Genomic DNA, 16508 nt, shown 5'->3' with positions numbered 1-16508 from the left:
CCGCGGGGCCACTCTCTCCCGCAAGGGGAGAGGGGAATTGTTAACGCTCAAGCTAAAACGCTTGTTCGCCGCTTTTGACTCTTTTGTCGAAAATGGAAACCAGGGCCCAGATACACCAAGGCCCGCCGCGGGGGATAATCGCGGCGGGCCTGGCTATTTCTCGATCATTCGATCTAGGCGGGCGTTTCCTCCCCGAAACGCCGAAGAGAGGGGGTTCTCTGTGGACCCGTTTCTCTCTTGCCCAGTCAGAAAACGGCAAAACCGAGATCGTGTCAACGGCAACGATCTAGATTCCACAAGGGTTTCGACGTTTTTTTGACATCAGACCCGTAGTTTGGACGCCGAAGTCAAACTAATCACCGTTTGGTTCGGTAATTTTTGACATACTAGTCAAATATCAACCGCCAGGCGACCCTTCAGCGTCTCCAGCACCGCCGAGCGGGATTCGAACACGTAGTCGGGACGCGACACGGTTACCGGCTCAACGCCCGCCTGAGCGAGGGCGGCGGCGGCGGCGAAGAGGTCGCCGGTCGCCAGCAGGGCGCCGTTGGCCCGGCGCGAGCCGCCGGCCTCGACGAACGGAGCGACGGCCGCCTGTCCGGCGACGTCCTGTTCGGCCGGCCAGACCAGGGTGGCGAGCGTGCGCGCCCGGCCCTTGGCCTCGACCACCGACAACAGGCGGGCCAGGCAGTCGAGCTGGCCGTCCGTCCACGGCGTGACCAGCGAGGCGGTCAGCTGGGCCTGGCTCTTGAGGATGACGCCGTCGGACAGCACCTTCAAGCCGTTGGCCGCCAGGGTGGCGCCGGTGGTGGTGATGTCGACCACCAGCTCGGCCGCGCCGGCGGCGGGCGCGCCCTCGGTGGCGCCGCTGCTCTCGACGATGCGGTAGTCAGCGACGCCGTGCTTGGCGAAGAAGGCCCGGGTCTGGGTGACGTACTTGGTGGCCACCCGCAGGCGACGGCCGGTCTTGGCCAGGTGCAGGTGCCCGACCTCGTCGATATCGGCCATGGTGTCGACGTCGAGCCAGCTCTTGGGCGCGGTCACCACCAGGTCGGCGCGGCCAAAGCCCAGGGCGCGCAGCAGCATCACCCGGCTGTCCATGTCGTCGCCGCGCTCGCGCAGCAGGTCCTCGCCGGTGACGCCGAGATGCAGGTCGCCGCTGTCGAGGCCGGCGGCGATGTCGCCTGCGGACAGCAGGCGCACCGAAACGCCGGGCAGGCCCGACAGTTCGGCCGAATAGCCGCGCGCGCCGCCGGTCATCTCGACGCGGAAGCCGCATTCGGCCAGCCAGGCCTCGACCTGTTCCTTCAGGCGGCCCTTGGAGGGGATGGCGAAGATCATCGGGGTGTCGGTGGTCATTCGCCGCCTCCGGCATAGGCGCGGGCCGGGCGCACCATGCAGCCGACAGCCCCGGTTTTCGTCTCGGCGCCCAGGCGAGCGGGGAGACCGTCGTAGCGGCCGCCGGCGGCGACCGGGCGTTCCTCGCCGAGAGCGGCGCTGCGCACCTCGAACAGGTAGCCGTCGTAATAGCCGAATGCCCGCCCGAAGGCGGCGTTCAGCCGGATGCGCTCGATCGGAACACCGCCGGCGACCATGCCGGCCAGGCGCTTGCGCCAACCCTCGATGGCGGCGTCGAGCGGCGCGCGATTGGGACCGGCCAGGGCCTGGATGGCGTCCAGCGCGGCGCCCGGCGCATCGCCGACGGCCAGGAAGGCGCGGACCTTGTCGGCTTCCGCCGGCGACAGGCGGCCGGCCTTCACCACCTCGGCCTTCTCGACCAGGCGATGGGCGATCTCGGCCGGACGGCGGCCGCCGACCGGCTCGATGCCTGCCAGGGACCACAGTTCCTGCAAGACGGCGGCGGCCTCGGCTTCGGGCAGCCCGGCCAGCAGGGCGGCGATGCGGCTGCGCTCGCTGCTCCCCCCGGGGGCGGCGCCGGGAGCGGCCTCGCCCTCGAGCTCGGCCTTCAGCTGGCGCGGCCGTGAGAAGGTGCGCTTCAGCCGCGCGCCCAGCGGCGGGGTCAAATCGAGGCTATCGACGAAGGCGGCGAAGAGGCCCACGTCGCCCAGCAGCAGGGTCAGGTCGTCGCGACCGCCGGCCGCGGCGCCGGCCCAGGCGAGCGCCGCGATCTCGGCGTCGGCGGCCACGGGATCGGCGGCCTCGAAGGCCTCGACGCCGATCTGGAGGAATTCCTCGGCCCGGTCGCTGCCGCGCGGGGCGACGCGGAAGGCCTTGCCTTCATAGAGGTAGCGGCCGGCCTCGACGCCCGAAGCCAGGTGCTGGCGGGCGACGGCGACGGTGAAGTCCGGACGCAGGCAGGCCTCGTCGCCGCCGTCGCCGGAGACGACGAACAGCCGCGAGCGCATGGCCTCGCCGGCCAAGTCCAGCAGCAGGCCCAGGGGCTGCAACACCGGGGCGTCGGTCGGGACGGCCCCGGCCGACAGGAACGGAGCGCGGATGGCGTCGAGCGCCTCCGCCGGGATGGAACGCTCTAGCCTCAACGGATCAGCCCCCGATGATCTTCTTGACGGCGGCGACGAGGTCGCCACGCGGAATGGTCTGCTGGCCGGGCCGCTCGGCCTTCCAGGCGGCGTTGTCGGCGACGCCCGAGGCCAGCTCGCGGCCCAGGTCCAGGTCCTTGATCGTCACCGTGCCGGCGGCGATCTCGTCGCCGCCCAGCATGATGGCGGCCGGCGACAGGCGACGGTCGGCGTACTTCATCTGCGGACGCATGCCCGAGGTTCCGAGATAGACCTCCGCCGGGATCCCCGCTGCCCGCAGTTGGCCGGCGACGGCGAAATACTCGCCCATGTGGGCCTGGTCGAAATTGATGATCACGACGGGACCGCGCGCCGCCGAGGCCGGCTCGCGACCGGCCGCCCGCAGGGCCGCCGCCAGGCGCGAGACGCCGAACGAGAAGCCCGTGGCCGGCACCGACTGGCCGGTGAAGCGGGCCACCAGGTCGTCATAGCGGCCGCCGCCGCCGATCGAGCCGAACGAGATCTTGTTGCCCTTCTCGTCGGTGGTGGAGAGCAGCAGCTCGGCCTCGAACACCGCGCCGGTGTAGTATTCCAGGCCACGCACGATCGACGGGTCGATGATCGCCTGGTCGTCGGCGACGCCCAGGCTGGTCAGGGCCGCGTCGATCTTGGCCAGCTCTTCCAGGCCCTCGTCGCCCTCGGCCGAGCCTCCCACCACATTGGCGATGCTATTGAGTGTCGCCGAACGTCCGCCGAAGTCGCCGTTCTCAGTGGCTCGGACAAAGTCCAGCACCGAGTCGATCCCTTTACCGGCCAGGCCCGCGCCTTTGGTGAAGTCGCCGCTCTCATCAAGACGGCCCTCGCCCAGCAACAGACGCACGCCGTTGACACCGAGGCGATCGAGCTTGTCGATAGCCCGCAGCACGGCCAGCTTCTGGCCTTCGCTGGTCGCGCCGGCCCCGGTGAGCAGGCCGTTGAGGAGCTTGCGGTTGTTGATCTTCAGCACCGCCGCGCCGCGCGGCAGGCCGGCGGCCTCCAGGCCCTCGACGGCCATGGCGATGATCTCGGCGTCGGCCTCGGGACGGGCCGAGCCGACAGTGTCGGCGTCGCACTGGATGAACTGGCGGAAGCGGCCCGGGCCGGGCTTTTCGTTGCGCCACACCGGACCGAAGGCATAGCGGCGGAACGGCTTGGGCAGGGTTTCCCAGTTCTGGGCGGCGAACCGGGCCAGCGGCGCGGTCAGGTCGTAGCGCAGCGCCATCCACTGGTCGTCGTCGTCCTGCAGGGCAAAGACGCCTTCGTTGGGGCGGTCGCTGTCGGGCAGGAACTTGCCAAGCGCGTCGGCATATTCGAAGGCCCCGGTGTCGAGCGCCTCGAAGCCGTAGCGCTCGTAGACGGCCGAGACGGCCTCGAGGATCGACTTCTCGGCGCGCAGGTCGCGGGCGCGCTTGTCGGCGAAGCCGCGCGGGGCGCGAGCTTCGGGGCGGAAATCTTGGTTCTTGGCGTCGTCGGCGGCGTCGGTCATCGTCGGTCCTTAGAAATCTCTAGGCTTCGACGGATGGCGCTTGCACTTAAGCCCCATCCGCTAGGCGGGGCTCTGGCAGGGCGTTCGCTTTAGAGCGAGCAGACCCGGCCGATCCCGCGAGGCGAGGTCGGATGGTGGTGGTGGCCGTGGTGGTGCGGCGTGCGGGTCATCGCGGCGGCGTATAGCGCAGGCTCGCGGCGGTGACCAGCGCGCATCGACTTGGGTGATAAATCTCACAATACGGGACGTGGTCCATAATTGTGAGATCAGCTTGACACACGGATGGCGGTCAAGCCACATCTGCGCCCAACGATAAATTGGCCTGACCAATAAGCAGTGACTGGGAGAGGTTCATGCGGCGCCCCCAAACCCGTTCGATGCCCCGTTCGCTGGCCCAGCTGGGCCTGGCCGGCCTGCTGAGTCTGACGGCCACGCAAGCCCTCGCCCAACGCCTGGACGCCCCGTTCAACGACGGCTGGCGGATGACGACCGGCGACATCCAGGGCGCCTCGGCGGTCGAGTTCGACGACGCCGCCTGGAAGCCGGTCACCCTGCCCCGCGCCTTCAACGAGGACGAGGCCTTCGCCCGCGACATCCACGAGCACTCGACCGGGATCACCTGGTACCGCAAGCGCTTCGTGCTGCCGGCCGACAAGGGTCCGGCGGTGGGCGGCCGGGCGATCCTCGACTTCGAGGGCGTGCGCCAGGCCGGCGACGTCTATGTCAACGGCGTGCTGGCCGGCGGCCACGAGAACGGGGTCACCGCCTTTGGCGTGGATGCGACCAAGTTGCTGAAGCCCGCCCCGTTCGTGAACGTCATCGCCGTGCGGGTCGACAACGACTGGAAGTACAAGGAGCGCGCCACCGGCAGCGGCTTCCAGTGGAACAACAACAACTTCAATGTGAACTATGGCGGGATCCACCGCGCGGTGCGGCTGCACCTGACCGGCGACCTGCACCAGACCCTGCCGCTCTATTCCAGCCTGGGCACGACCGGCGTCTATGTCTGGGCCGACGGCTTCGACATCAAGGGCCGCGCCGCCACCGTCCATGCCGAGAGCCAGGTGCGCAATGACGGCGCCAAGCCGCGCACCTTCAGCTACCGGGTCACCCTGAAGGACGTCGACGGCAAGCCGGCCGGCCAATTCACCGCCCCGGCCGTGACGATCGCGCCGGGCGAGACGAAGACCGTCTCGGCCAGCAAGCGGCTGTCGGACCTGCACTTCTGGAGCTGGGGCTACGGCTATCTCTACGCGGTGACCACCGAGCTGGTGGAGGACGGCAAGGTGGTGGACAGCGCCCTGACCCGCACCGGCTTCCGCAAGACCGAATTCAGGAACGGGACCGTCTTCCTCAACGACCGCGCCATCCAGGTGCACGGCTACGCCCAGCGCACCAGCAACGAGTGGCCGGCGCTGGGCACCGACATCCCGCCGTGGATCAGCGACCTCTCCAACGGCCTGATGGTGGAAAGCGGCGGCAATCTGGTGCGCTGGATGCACATCGCTCCGGCCCGCCAGGACGTGGAGTCGTCGGACCGCGTGGGCCTGCTGCAGGCCATGCCGGCGGGCGACGCCGAGAGCGACGTCACCGGCCGCCGCTGGGACCAGCGGGTCGAGGCCATGCGCGACGCGATCATCGCCTTCCGCAACAACCCCTCGATCGTCTTCTACGAGGGCGGCAACGAGAACATCAGCGAAGACCACATGGCGCAGCTGAAGGCCGTGCGCGACCAGTTCGACCCGCACGGCGGCCGCGCCATCGGCTCGCGCGAGATGCTCGACAGCAAGGTCGCCGAGTACGGCGGCGAGATGCTCTACATCAACAAGAGCGCCGGCAAGCCGATGTGGGCGATGGAGTATTCCCGCGACGAGTCGGCGCGGAAGTTCCAGGACGCCTTCACCGCGCCGTTCCACGCCGACAGCCCCGACTACAACCGCAACCAGGACAGCATGGTCGCCGAGACCGTGCGCCGCTGGTTCGACTACTGGCGCGAGCGGCCCGGCGGCGGCGAGCGGGTCAGCTCGGGCGGGGTCAACATCATCTTCTCCGACAGCAACACCCACTTCCGCGGCGACAACAACTACCGCCGCAGCGGCGAGGTGGACGCCATGCGCATCCCCAAGGAGGGCTTCTACGCCCACCAGGTGATGTGGGACGGCTGGGTCGACGTCGAGCAGCCCCGCGCCCGCATCGTCGGCCACTGGAACTATGCGGCGGGCGTGGTGAAGGACGTCACCGTGGTGTCCAGCGCCGACAGCGTCGAGCTCGTGCTGAACGGCAAGTCGCTGGGCCGGGGCGCGAAGTCGGACGGCTTCCTCTTCACCTTCAAGGGCGTTCCTTACGCGCCCGGAACGCTGGTCGCCATCGCCCGGGACGCCAAGGGCAAGGAGGTCGCCCGCGACGAGCGGGTCACGACGGGTCCGTCGGTGGCCCTGCGCCTGACGCCGCGCACCGGCCCGGGCGGCTGGAAGGCCGACGCCGCCGACGTGGCGCTGGTCGATGTCGAGGCGGTGGACGCCGAAGGGCGGCGCGTGCCGACGGCGCTCGACACCGTCAGCTTCGACGTGGCCGGTCCGGCCGAATGGCGCGGCGGCATCGCCCAGGGCGACTCCAGGAGCGCGGCCAAGCCGACCGACGTCCCGGTCTCGGCCTCGGGCGAGCCGGTGACCAAGGGTCCGGCGGGCGTGGACGCCGTCACTCAATATGCCGGCGCCAACCGCAAGGACGACAACTACATCCTGGCCAAGACCCTGCCGATCGAGGGCGGCGTCAACCGCGTGGCCCTGCGCTCGACCCTGGCGGCCGGCAAGGTGACGGTGACCGCCACGGCCGAAGGCCTGAAGCCGGCGACCATCACGCTGGACGCCGTCGCCGCGTCGAACGAGGCGCTGCTCCTTCCCGTCAGCCTGGCGCGCGGCCCGACGCCCGCAACGCCCGCGTTCAAGGTCCGCCGCGACACGCTCAAGCCGGCGAAGATCCTGGCCGGCTCCAACGCGGAGACCGCCGGCGCGACCACCGACGACGACGAGACCACCCACTGGGCCAGCGACGGCAAGCTGGAGAACGCCTGGATCGAGTACGACCTCGGCAAATCCCAGGTCGCCGACGAGGTGGTGCTGAAGCTGATCGGCTGGCGCCTGCGCTCCTACCCGCTGCGCATCACCATGGACGGCCAGGTGGTCTATGAGGGCGAAGCGCCCAAGAGCCTGGGCTACGTCACCTTGCCTCTGAAGCCGGTGAAGGGTTCTCGCCTGCGCATCGCCCTGACCGGCGCCACGGCCGACCGCGACGGCTTTGGCAAGATCGTCGAGATCACCGGCGCCAAGGCCGGCTTCGACACCGGCGCCGAGAAGGTCAAGGCTGGCGGGGCGCTGGGGATCATCGAGGCGGAGATCTACAAGACGCGGTAAGGCTCAGGCCGCCCCCGGTTCATGCGGCAGGACATGGAGGCCGTGGCGCCTGACGGCGGCCAACACCTCGTCCCGGGCGACGATCGTCTCGGGCAACAACACGTCGGTGCGGTCATGACCGCCGATCACCCGCACAGGGGCGGCGGCGAAGACCACGTCCATATGACGAAAGCCGGAGCGTTCACGTAGGCTGTCGCGCACGATGCGCGTCAAGCGGCCACTCGACGCCGGCAAGAAACGACGGCCCCGCCGCCAGCCGTCGGCCACATAGGCGCCTTCCCGGGCAAGCTCCGCATAGAACGCCTCGAAGCGCCGCTCGCCCTCCAGATAGGCCGCCACGTGGCCTCTCTTCACCGCGTCGCCGTAGAACATGAACGCCTCGGCGGCGCATTCCTCCTCCGACAGGCTGTGGTCGAAGATCGAAACGAAAAGCGGCAGGTCGCCCCATTCGCGATAGGGGTTTGGCTCCTTCACCGGCTCGCCCGGCAGGGAGTCGTCCCAGTGGATACGCCGGGACAGCAGCGATTTCAGATCGGGCGTCATCGATGGGTCAATCGAAATAGTCTTCGAACCGCTCGATGCCGATGACGTGGATCTCGCGCCCCTCCTCGCCGAGGGTTTCGGAGAAGTCCATCAGATCGACGCCTGCGCAGACGAGGACAGCGCCTTTGGCGGTGTAGACCTTCAGCGCAGCGGGGTCGTTCATGAGTTCTCGCCGTTCGGTCGTGCGGGCATGTCGGTCGGCGACATAGTCGGGACCAGGCTCGAACACCGCGAACGCCACCCCCATGGAAGGATCCGACGGGATCAGGACGGCGTCGCCGATCCATGTGTCTCCCGCCAATATCTGCACCCGAAGACTGTTCATGGACCTCTCAAAGCGCATGAACACCAGCAAGACAAGGCAGCTCGGGGTTTGAGAGCAAGATGGGAGATCCCGATCCTGAATTTCCCGTAATGATTTCTTATATTTAATCCACATTTCAGCCGTTTAATTTGAGATCGACGCCTCCACGCGGCAAGACCTTCCCCGGGATTGAGGGGAAGTGAGATGTCCAAGTCGGTGTTGTTCGCCACGGCCGCCGTGGCCCTGTTCATCGCGGCTGGCGCCGCCCAGGCCGCCGATGCGCCGCAGGCCGCCCAGGCTCCGGTTCCGACCGGGCCGACCAGCCAGGCGCCGATGGACGACGCCGCCCAGAAGGGCGTGCTGGTGTTCACGCCGGACTTCTTCGCCACCCTGCGTCCCAACACCGCGCTCGACATGGTCGACCGCCTGCCCGGCTTCGTGGTCAACGACGGGGCCGGCACCCGCGGCTTCGAGGGTTCGGTCGGCAACATCCTGATCAACAACAACCGCCCGGCCTCGAAGAACGACACCGGCTCGAACGTGCTGTCGCGCACCCCGGCCAACCAGGTCGAGCGCATCGAGCTGATCCGCGGCGGCGCGCCCGGCATCGACATGCAGGGCTACGGCGTCGTCGCCAACGTGATCCTGAAGAAGGGCGTCAGCCGCCAGTCGGTGCTGACCTACAACGCCGCCATCTTCGACGGCGGCAAGGACCTCTACGGCGGCTCCTACCAGTTCACCGCCCGCAACGGCGAGAAGAGCTGGGGCGTGACCCTGTCGGACGGCATCAGCTCCAGCGATTCCAACGGCGCCGGCCGCCTGACCCGCAAGAGCGCCTCGGGCGCCCTGCTGCGCGACGAGAGCTATCTCAACGACGGCTACGGCGGCAGCACCGGCATCCGCGGCAACTTCTCGGGCCCGGTCGCCGGCGGCAAGCTGGAGGCCACGGCCAAATACGGCATCAGCAACTGGGACGAATGGCAGGAGACCGCCTCGGCCACCGCCTTCCGCCGCAGCGCCTACGAGGAAGACAATAAGTCCGGCGAACTGGGCCTGACCTACACCCGCCCCCTGGCCCCGCGCTGGGCGCTGGAGACCCGGGCGATCCACGAGTTCAGCAGCTATGACGAGGTGGCGACCTATGGCCAGACCGTCGGCGGCGTGGCCGGCGACCAGGAGCGCTTCACGGCCGAGGGCAAGACCCAGGAGTCGATCCTGCGCGCCCTGGTCCGCCACGAACGTTCCAGCAGCCTGACGATCGAGGCCGGCGGCGAGGTCGCCTACAACATGCTCGACGTCGACCAGGCCTATTCGGTGGGCGGAACGCCGATCGTCCTGCCCTCGGCCTCGGTCAAGGTCGAGGAGCTGCGCGGCGAGCTCTTCACCAAGGGCACCTGGCGGGTCAGCCCCAAGCTGACCCTGGAGGGCGGCCTGCGGCTGGAAACCTCGACCATCAGCCAGTCGGGCGACGCCGACCAGGAAGAGAGCTTCTTCTACGCCAAGCCCCGCTTCCAGGCGACCTGGACGCCCAAGGCCGGCCATCAGGTGCGCTTCCGCTTCGAGCGCGAGCTGGGCCAGCTGGATTTCGGCGACTTCGCCGCCTCGGCCGAGTTCGGCGACGGCAATGTCTATGCCGGCAACGTCAACCTGGTGCCCGAGCAGCGCTGGATCTCGGAACTGACCTACGAGCGCCGGTTCTGGGGCCAGGGCGTGGTCGCCCTGACCCTGCGCCACGACGAGATCGTCGGCGTCATCGACCGCCTGCCGCTGCCTGGCGGCCTGTCGGCGACCGGCAACATCGGCGACGGCACGTTGGACAAGCTGGCGCTCAACATCGTGGTCCCGACCGACAAGCTGGGGATAAAGGGCGGCCGCTTCACCTTCAAGAACGACTGGAACCAGACCAAGGTCACCGACCCGACCACCGGCAAGGAACGGCCGATCTCGCAGGTGCGCCCGACCCAGGCCAATATCGGCTTCGAGCAGGACATCGTCGCCTGGAAGACCCAGTGGGGGATCAACTGGCTGCCGCTGCTGGGCCAGGGCACCTACGGCCCCGACCAGACCAGCAAGTGGCGCGGCACGAACTATTACGAGGCCTTCGCCGAGTACAAGCCGACCCCGACCCTGGCCATCCGCGCCCAGCTGAACATCTGGGACGACTTTGTCGTCACCCGCACGGTCTACGCCAGCCGCAGCCCGCGCACGGTGGACTATGTCGAGGTGCGCGACATCGATCCGCGCACCTTCGTGCAGCTGCGGGTGCGCAAGACCTTCTAGGAGCGTTGACGGCGGCGCGGGGCCGGGCCAAAGGCCGACCCTCCCGACGGAGGTCGTCCATGCGTCGCCCGGATCTCGCCCTGCTGATCGCCTGCGCGGGCCTCGCCGCCTCGCAAGTCCATGCGGCGGCCCCGGCGGCCGACACGGTGACCATCGACCTGACGGCCGGGCAGCCCGCCAACCGCATAGATCCAGCCGCCGCCCTCGGGGCGGGACTGGACGGCATGGGCCGAGGCGAGGTCGCGCCGCTCTACACCGCCCACAACGTCGCGCGCATGCGCCAGGGCGGCCTGAAGCCGATCACCTATCGCCTGCGGACCGAACTGGGCATCGAGGCCTGGCACTGGAACCCGCGCGGAACCTGGAGCGATCCGGCCCGCCGCCAGGGCTACTGGACCTCCAGCGACCAGCCCGGTCCGCCGATCCGCCTGAGCCACGGCTACGCCCTGCCCCGGCGCGGCGACAGCGTCGACAACGCCAACAACAGCGGCTTCTCGCGCCTCGACGACGGTGATCCGGAAAGCTTCTGGAAGTCGAACCCCTATCTGGACCCGCGCTACACCGGCGCGCCGGCCTTGCCCGAATGGGCCAAGTTCGACCTCGGCGCCAACGGACCGGTCTCAGCCGCGCGCATCCGCTGGGGAACGCCCTACGCCGTCGCCTATCGGGTGCAGCACTGGGTGGGGGTCGACGAATACGACCCCGCCGGCCGCTGGGTCGATTTTCCGGGCGGCGCGGTCGTCGACGGCCATGGCGGCGAGGCGTTGCTGCGGTTCGAAAAGCCGGTCGAGGCCCGATTTATCCGTATACTGATGACCAAGCCGTCAGGGACCGCGCCAGCGGGCTCGACCGACGTCCGCGACGGTCTGGGCTATGCGATCCGCGAAGTCGGGTTCGGGACGATCGACGCGGCCGGCCGCTTCGTCGACCGCGTCCGCCACGCCCGCTCCGGACGTGGACAGACCTACGCCCAGGTGTCGTCGACCGATCCCTGGCACCGGGCCATCGACCAGGATCGCGACCTGGAGCAGCCGGGGATCGACCTCGTCTACGCCAGCGGCCTGACGAACGGCCGGCCGATGATGGTTCCAGTCGGGGTGCTGTACGACACGCCCGAGAACGGCGCGGCGCTGATCCGCTACCTGCGTCATCGCGGCCATCCGGTCACCCAGGTCGAGCTGGGCGAGGAACCCGACGGCCAGTATGTCGACGCCGAGAGCTACGGGGCGCTGTACCTGACCTTCGCCAAGACCCTGGGCGCGATCGATCCGGCCCTGGTCTTCGGCGGCCCCAGCCTGCAGAGCGGGATCGCCGACACCTGGCTGGACGAGGACCCCGACCACTCCTGGACACGTCGGCTGATGCGCTACCTGCGCCAGCGCGGCGAGATCGGGCGGCTGGGCTTCTTCTCCTACGAACGCTACCCGTTCGACGACCTGTGCGGCGACATCGAGGACAAGCTGCGCGAACAGACGGCGCTGAACGCGGCCCTGTTCCAGCGCTTCGCCGACGACGAAATCCCCCGCGACATCCCCTGGGTGATCAGCGAGTACGGCTTCTCGGCCTATTCGGGGCGGGCGATGGCGCAGATGCCCAGCGCCCTGCTGAACGCCGACATCGTCGGCCAATTCCTGAGCCTGGGCGGGGATGCGGCCTACCTGTTCGGCTACGGCCCCAACGTGCCGATCAACCAGCACCTGGCCTGCGCCGGCTACGGCAACATGATGCTGTGGCAGGCCGATCCGAAGGGCCAGGCGCGCTGGCCGATGCCGGCCTACTGGGCCGCGCGGATGATGACCCGGGACTGGGCCGCGCCCGGCGGCGGGGCGCACGAGGTGTGGCCGGCGACCGGCGCGGCGCTCGACGCCAAGGGCCGGCCGCTGGTCACCGCCTACGCCCTGCGCCGGCCCGACGGCCGCTGGGCGGTGATGCTGGTCAATCGCGACAAGACCCATGCCCGGCGGATCGCGCTGGACCTGCTGACCGACCAGGGCCGGCGGCCGGTCGCGGGACCGCTGGACGTCGTGCAGTTCAGCCCCGCGCAATACGCCTGGCGCGACGCGGGGGCCAGGAGCCGGCCCGCGCGCTCGCTGCCGCCCCGGCGGTTCACGGCGGCGGCCGGCGCGCTGACGCTGCCGGCATATTCGCTGACCGTGGTCGGCTGGGACCCGTAAGGCCCTACTTCTTCAGCCGGTCGATCAGGGCGCTGGTCGAGGCGTCGTGGCTGCCCACGGCGCCGGCTTCCAGTTCCGGCAGGATGCGGCCGGCCATCACCTTGCCCAGCTCCACGCCCCACTGGTCGAAGCTGTTGATCCCCCAGATCACGCCCTCGACGAAGGTCTTGTGTTCATAGAGGGCGATCAGGGCGCCAAAGGTCTGGGGCGTCAGGCGATCCAGCAGGACGAGGGTCGACGGACGGTTGCCTGCGAAGGTGCGCTGCGGGGCCAGGGTGGCGATCTCAGCTTCCGAGACGCCCTTGGCCTGCAGCTCGGCGACCACGTCTTGCGTCGTGCGGCCGACCATGAAGGCTTCGGCCTGGGCCAGCAGGTTGGACAGCAGCTTCTCGTGCATGCCGGCCGGACCTTCATCCGACTTGGCCAGGCCGATCAGCTCCATCGGGGTGATGTCGGTCCCCTGGTGCATGCACTGGAAATAGGCGTGCTGGACGTTGGTGCCCTCGTCGCCGAACACCACGGTGGCCGTGCCGCGCGCGGCCGGCTGGCCGTTCGGGCCGACCGACTTGCCGTTGCTCTCCATCTCCAGCTGCTGGAGGAAGGAGGCGAGGCGCCGCAGGCGGTGCGAGTACGGAACGACCGAGCGGGCGCGGCGGTCCAGGCCGTTGCGGTTGAAGATCTGGGCCAGGGCCACCAGCACCGGGGCGTTCTTTTCCAGCGGGGCCGAAGCGAAGTGGGCGTCCATCTCGGCGGCGCCGTCGAGGAAGCCCTGGAACACGTCCCAGCCAGCGGCGACGGCCACCGACAGGCTGACCGCCGACCACAGCGAATAACGGCCGCCGACCCAGTCCCAGAAGCCGAACACCCGCTCGTCCGAAACCCCGAAAGCCGAGGTCTTGTCGAGCGCGGTCGACACGGCGGCCAGGTGGGCGTTGGCGCCCTGCTCACCCACGGCCTCGACCAGCCAGGCGCGGGCGGCGGCGGCGTTAGATATGGTCTCCTGGGTGGTGAAGGTCTTGGAGACCACCACGACCAGGGTTTCTTCCGGATCAAGGTCGGCCGTGGTCAGCAGGAACTCGGCGCCGTCCACATTGGCCACGAAGCGCAGGTCGATCTCCGGCTTTACCGGACGCAGGGCGTCCCACAGCAGGCGGGGGCCAAGGTCGCTGCCGCCGATGCCGATGTGCAGGATGGCCTTGAACGGCTTGCCGGTGGCGCCCTTGATTTCGCCCGAACGGACGGCGTCGGCGAAGGCCTTCATCCGGGTCCGGACGGCCTCGACATCGGCCATCACCGAGACGCCCTGGGCCTTGATGTCAGCGTCGGCCTTGGCGCGCAAAGCGACGTGCAGAACCGCGCGGCCTTCGGAGCTGTTGATCGCCTCGCCGCCCAGCATGCGGGCGCGGGCGCCTTCGACGTCGGCGGCATGGGCCAGATCCAGGGCGGCTTCCAGTCCGGCTTCGTCCCAGGCCTGCTTGGAGAGGTCCAGATGCAGGCCGGCGACGTCAAGGGTCAGGGTCTCGAGGCGTTGGGGCTCGGCGTCGAAGAACTCGACGATGCGCTTCTCCCCGGCGGCCTTGGCGGCGGTTTCCAGGCGGGTCCAGGCAGCGTCGAGGTCGGCCACGGGCAACTCCATATGTGGTAAAACGGTGTTTACGGGAGCGGGCTTACCAAAGGTCAGTCTCGGCGTCATGAAGACCAATGACGTTTTTCGCCTGGAGCGCATGATGTCCTGCGACGCGATCGCCTTTTCCGCCATGTTGTGGCTGGCTTCGACCGGTTCGGCGGCGCCCGTCGACCAGGCTCCTGCCATCGTCCAGCCGGGCCAGGCCCCGGCTTCGGTGGCGGGCGAGCCGCTGTTCGCCGACATCGTCAAAAGGGCCGGCGCGCTGAAGGGCCAGACCGAGGCCTATCGTCAGGGCCTGCCGAAGGACGCGACGGCGAGCGCCGTTCCGCTCTCCGGCTTCACCGCCTTCAAGGCCGAGATCGAGGCGCTGTCGGCGCTCGACATGAAGGGCCACGTGACCCTGAAGGAACGCGGCGCGGTCGACGACCTCAAATGCATCCTGCGCGGCATCAGCCAGGACCTGCCCGAAAAGCTCTCGGCCATGTCGGCCGCCAAGACCGTCAAGGAGCAGGACCTCGCCCTGCGCGACATGGTCTATCTGCTGAACGACAACGTCGAGGTCATCACCGCCCCGCCGCAGCCGGCGGCTTAATTCCACCTCTCCCAGAGGGAGAGGTTTCCCGTTCAAGCGTCCTTGTACTTCACCGCACAGCCATACGGCTGGCTGGACGGCACGGCGACCTTGCGGCCGGCCTTGAGGTCGGCCAGCGCCGCGGCCACGTAGTTCTTGGCGCCGGCGATGTCCTCGACCTTGTTGCTGGGCTTGTCGTCGATGGCGCCCTGGTAGACGACCTGCCCGGCCGGATCGATGACGAACATGTGCGGGGTGGTCTTGGCCTTGTAGGCGGTGGCGACCACGCCCTCGGAGTCGAGCAGCAGGGTGGTGGGCTTGGCGCCCTTGGCGCTCATCCAGGTCCGGGCCTGGGCGCCGTCGGCGAAATAGCCCTGCTTGCCGGGGGCCGAGGAGGCGACGCTGAGCCAGACCACGCCGTCGGCCGTGGCGGCCTGCTGCAGGCCCTGCATGTTCCCGGAGTAGTGCTTCTTCACATAGGGGCAGCCCTCGTTGACCCATTCGAGCACGACGGTCTTGCCCTTGAACTCGGCCAGCGAACGGGCCTTGCCGTCGATGTCCTTGGCGGTGAAGCCCGGGGCCGGCGCGGCGAGCGCGAAGCTGGGGGCGAGCACGACCAGCGGGGCGCTGGCGACGATCAGGCGACGGGTGATCATGGGGAACCTCCGAGGGGGCGGACAGTCGGTGTTGCGAGACATTCTCACGGATCGTCCTGCGGTGGAACAGCCCACCGGGCGCGCAATCTTTTGTCGCGAACGGCCAAGCTTGCCCATGAGCGCTTGATCCGCCGCATTTCGGCCGCCAGAAGACGGCATCGCTCGCCCCGTTTCTCCCCGAACGCCACGATCATGACGCTCCGCTCCAAGCTTTCCCTCGTCGCCGCTCTGACCGCCGGCCTCGCCCTGGCTGCGTGCACGACGACCAAGGAGACGACCGTCTTCGTGCCGGTGGTGGCGCCGACGCCGCCCAGCTCGCTGACGCCGCAGCCGATCATGCTGTTCAACCAGGCCAAGGAGGGGCGCAAGCTCTTCACCCTGGAGGCCGAGTTCCCCTATTGCGACGTCGAGACCGGCAAGGTGATCGTCGTGCCGCGCTGGTACGTCACCGACTTCGCCAGCGTGCCCTGGTACGGCCAGGGCTTCATCGACCCGCAGGGGCCGACGGCGCGCGCCGCCATCGTCCACGACTGGCTCTACGCGGTGGGCGAGCCGGGCAAGCGGGCCGAGGCCGACGCCATCTTCCTGCGCGCCATGCTGAAGTATGGGGTCAAGCCGTTCCAGGCCAACCTCGCCTACCAGGCCGTCAAGACCGGCGGCGAGCGGGGCTACGCCCTGCCCGGCGACTGGATGTTCATCGACCCGCGCCGCCAGGACGTGCGCCAGCCGCCGCCCTTCGCCCGGCCGAAGACCGGCGCGGTGCGGATCATGCCGCGCTGCCAGGGCTTCGAGGCGCTGATCCAGACCGGCTGGCGGGCCTATCCCCTGCCCCGGCCGGTGATCGCCGCCCCGCCGCCGGTGACGACCACGCGCACGCCGATCGACGACGTGAGGGCGCGCCTGCCCTGGGGCGGCGACAAGAAGAAGTAGAGGCC

At 69.1% G+C, this 16508-nt stretch carries 13 protein-coding genes; 5 read left to right on the top strand and 8 right to left on the bottom strand.

Annotated features, from left to right (window positions below; all coding sequences use genetic code 11):
* Positions 1-390: 390 nt before the first annotated feature.
* The 4 genes from hisG to AC1RRS_RS05420 form a co-directional block, all read right to left on the bottom strand.
* A complete protein-coding gene (hisG, locus tag AC1RRS_RS05435) occupies positions 391-1359 on the bottom strand; it encodes an ATP phosphoribosyltransferase (protein ID WP_492854258.1) in 969 nt (322 codons plus the stop codon).
* On the bottom strand, positions 1356-2549 hold the full coding sequence (locus AC1RRS_RS05430) for an ATP phosphoribosyltransferase regulatory subunit (protein ID WP_492854257.1): 1194 nt from the start codon (positions 2547-2549) through the stop codon (positions 1356-1358). The genes hisG and AC1RRS_RS05430 overlap by 4 nt, the downstream gene beginning before the upstream one ends.
* Positions 2506-4005 carry a histidine--tRNA ligase gene (hisS, locus tag AC1RRS_RS05425; protein ID WP_492854256.1) on the bottom strand — a complete coding sequence of 500 codons (1500 nt, stop codon included), beginning with the start codon at positions 4003-4005 and terminating at the stop codon, positions 2506-2508. The genes AC1RRS_RS05430 and hisS overlap by 44 nt, the downstream gene beginning before the upstream one ends.
* A gap of 89 nt (positions 4006-4094) precedes the next feature.
* Complete coding sequence (locus AC1RRS_RS05420) at positions 4095-4220, bottom strand: hypothetical protein (RefSeq protein WP_269816471.1); 126 nt, start codon at positions 4218-4220, stop codon at positions 4095-4097.
* 138 nt (positions 4221-4358) lie between these two features.
* Here AC1RRS_RS05420 and AC1RRS_RS05415 point away from each other — a divergent pair, with 138 nt between their 5' ends.
* A complete protein-coding gene (locus tag AC1RRS_RS05415; RefSeq protein WP_492854255.1) occupies positions 4359-7418 on the top strand; it encodes a DUF4982 domain-containing protein in 3060 nt (1019 codons plus the stop codon).
* Positions 7419-7421: 3 nt separating this feature from the next.
* Here the strand turns inward: AC1RRS_RS05415 and AC1RRS_RS05410 are convergent, their stop codons facing one another.
* Both AC1RRS_RS05410 and AC1RRS_RS05405 read right to left on the bottom strand, forming a co-directional pair.
* Entirely contained in the window at positions 7422-7961 is a 540-nt protein-coding gene (locus AC1RRS_RS05410; RefSeq protein ID WP_492854254.1) for a hypothetical protein, read from the bottom strand.
* A 7-nt stretch (positions 7962-7968) separates the two neighbouring features.
* Positions 7969-8286, bottom strand: a complete 318-nt coding sequence (locus tag AC1RRS_RS05405; protein WP_492854253.1) for a hypothetical protein — start codon at positions 8284-8286, stop codon at positions 7969-7971.
* 183 nt (positions 8287-8469) lie between these two features.
* Between AC1RRS_RS05405 and AC1RRS_RS05400 the strand changes: the two genes are divergently transcribed.
* Both AC1RRS_RS05400 and AC1RRS_RS05395 read left to right on the top strand, forming a co-directional pair.
* Positions 8470-10545: a TonB-dependent receptor plug domain-containing protein gene (locus AC1RRS_RS05400; protein ID WP_492854252.1), complete on the top strand. Its 2076-nt coding sequence runs from the start codon at positions 8470-8472 to the stop codon at positions 10543-10545.
* A 59-nt stretch (positions 10546-10604) separates the two neighbouring features.
* A complete protein-coding gene (locus AC1RRS_RS05395) occupies positions 10605-12719 on the top strand; it encodes a discoidin domain-containing protein (protein WP_492854251.1) in 2115 nt (704 codons plus the stop codon).
* Between the two features lie 4 nt (positions 12720-12723).
* On the opposite strand, the gene pgi is transcribed toward AC1RRS_RS05395, so the two are convergent.
* A complete protein-coding gene (gene pgi, locus AC1RRS_RS05390) occupies positions 12724-14343 on the bottom strand; it encodes a glucose-6-phosphate isomerase (protein WP_492854250.1) in 1620 nt (539 codons plus the stop codon).
* A gap of 103 nt (positions 14344-14446) precedes the next feature.
* Between pgi and AC1RRS_RS05385 the strand changes: the two genes are divergently transcribed.
* Positions 14447-14938 carry a hypothetical protein gene (locus tag AC1RRS_RS05385; RefSeq protein ID WP_492854457.1) on the top strand — a complete coding sequence of 164 codons (492 nt, stop codon included), beginning with the start codon at positions 14447-14449 and terminating at the stop codon, positions 14936-14938.
* A 32-nt stretch (positions 14939-14970) separates the two neighbouring features.
* Here the strand turns inward: AC1RRS_RS05385 and AC1RRS_RS05380 are convergent, their stop codons facing one another.
* Positions 14971-15573, bottom strand: a complete 603-nt coding sequence (locus tag AC1RRS_RS05380) for a thioredoxin family protein (protein ID WP_492854249.1) — start codon at positions 15571-15573, stop codon at positions 14971-14973.
* Between the two features lie 192 nt (positions 15574-15765).
* Here AC1RRS_RS05380 and AC1RRS_RS05375 point away from each other — a divergent pair, with 192 nt between their 5' ends.
* The gene (locus AC1RRS_RS05375; protein ID WP_492854248.1) at positions 15766-16503 is read left to right on the top strand and encodes a DUF1353 domain-containing protein; all 738 of its coding nucleotides are present in this window, start codon (positions 15766-15768) and stop codon (positions 16501-16503) included.
* Positions 16504-16508 lie beyond the last annotated feature (5 nt).

Source organism: Caulobacter sp. GW821-FHT12A07 (assembly GCF_058807655.1).
Note: the sequence above shows the minus strand (reverse complement) of the source record. Positions and strands in the feature narration are given on the sequence as shown.

What these genes read in the sequence shown, in the direction of transcription:
- hisG (WP_492854258.1), bottom strand. Translation starts at nt 1,359, where the DNA reads ATGACCACCGACACCCCGATGATCTTCGCCATCCCCTCCAAGGGCCGC.
- hisS (WP_492854256.1), bottom strand. Translation starts at nt 4,005, where the DNA reads ATGACCGACGCCGCCGACGACGCCAAGAACCAAGATTTCCGCCCCGAA.
- AC1RRS_RS05420 (WP_269816471.1), bottom strand. Translation starts at nt 4,220, where the DNA reads ATGCGCGCTGGTCACCGCCGCGAGCCTGCGCTATACGCCGCCGCGATG.
- AC1RRS_RS05415 (WP_492854255.1), top strand. Translation starts at nt 4,359, where the DNA reads ATGCGGCGCCCCCAAACCCGTTCGATGCCCCGTTCGCTGGCCCAGCTG.
- AC1RRS_RS05410 (WP_492854254.1), bottom strand. Translation starts at nt 7,961, where the DNA reads ATGACGCCCGATCTGAAATCGCTGCTGTCCCGGCGTATCCACTGGGAC.
- AC1RRS_RS05405 (WP_492854253.1), bottom strand. Translation starts at nt 8,286, where the DNA reads ATGAACAGTCTTCGGGTGCAGATATTGGCGGGAGACACATGGATCGGC.
- AC1RRS_RS05400 (WP_492854252.1), top strand. Translation starts at nt 8,470, where the DNA reads ATGTCCAAGTCGGTGTTGTTCGCCACGGCCGCCGTGGCCCTGTTCATC.
- AC1RRS_RS05395 (WP_492854251.1), top strand. Translation starts at nt 10,605, where the DNA reads ATGCGTCGCCCGGATCTCGCCCTGCTGATCGCCTGCGCGGGCCTCGCC.
- AC1RRS_RS05385 (WP_492854457.1), top strand. Translation starts at nt 14,447, where the DNA reads ATGTCCTGCGACGCGATCGCCTTTTCCGCCATGTTGTGGCTGGCTTCG.
- AC1RRS_RS05380 (WP_492854249.1), bottom strand. Translation starts at nt 15,573, where the DNA reads ATGATCACCCGTCGCCTGATCGTCGCCAGCGCCCCGCTGGTCGTGCTC.
- AC1RRS_RS05375 (WP_492854248.1), top strand. Translation starts at nt 15,766, where the DNA reads ATGACGCTCCGCTCCAAGCTTTCCCTCGTCGCCGCTCTGACCGCCGGC.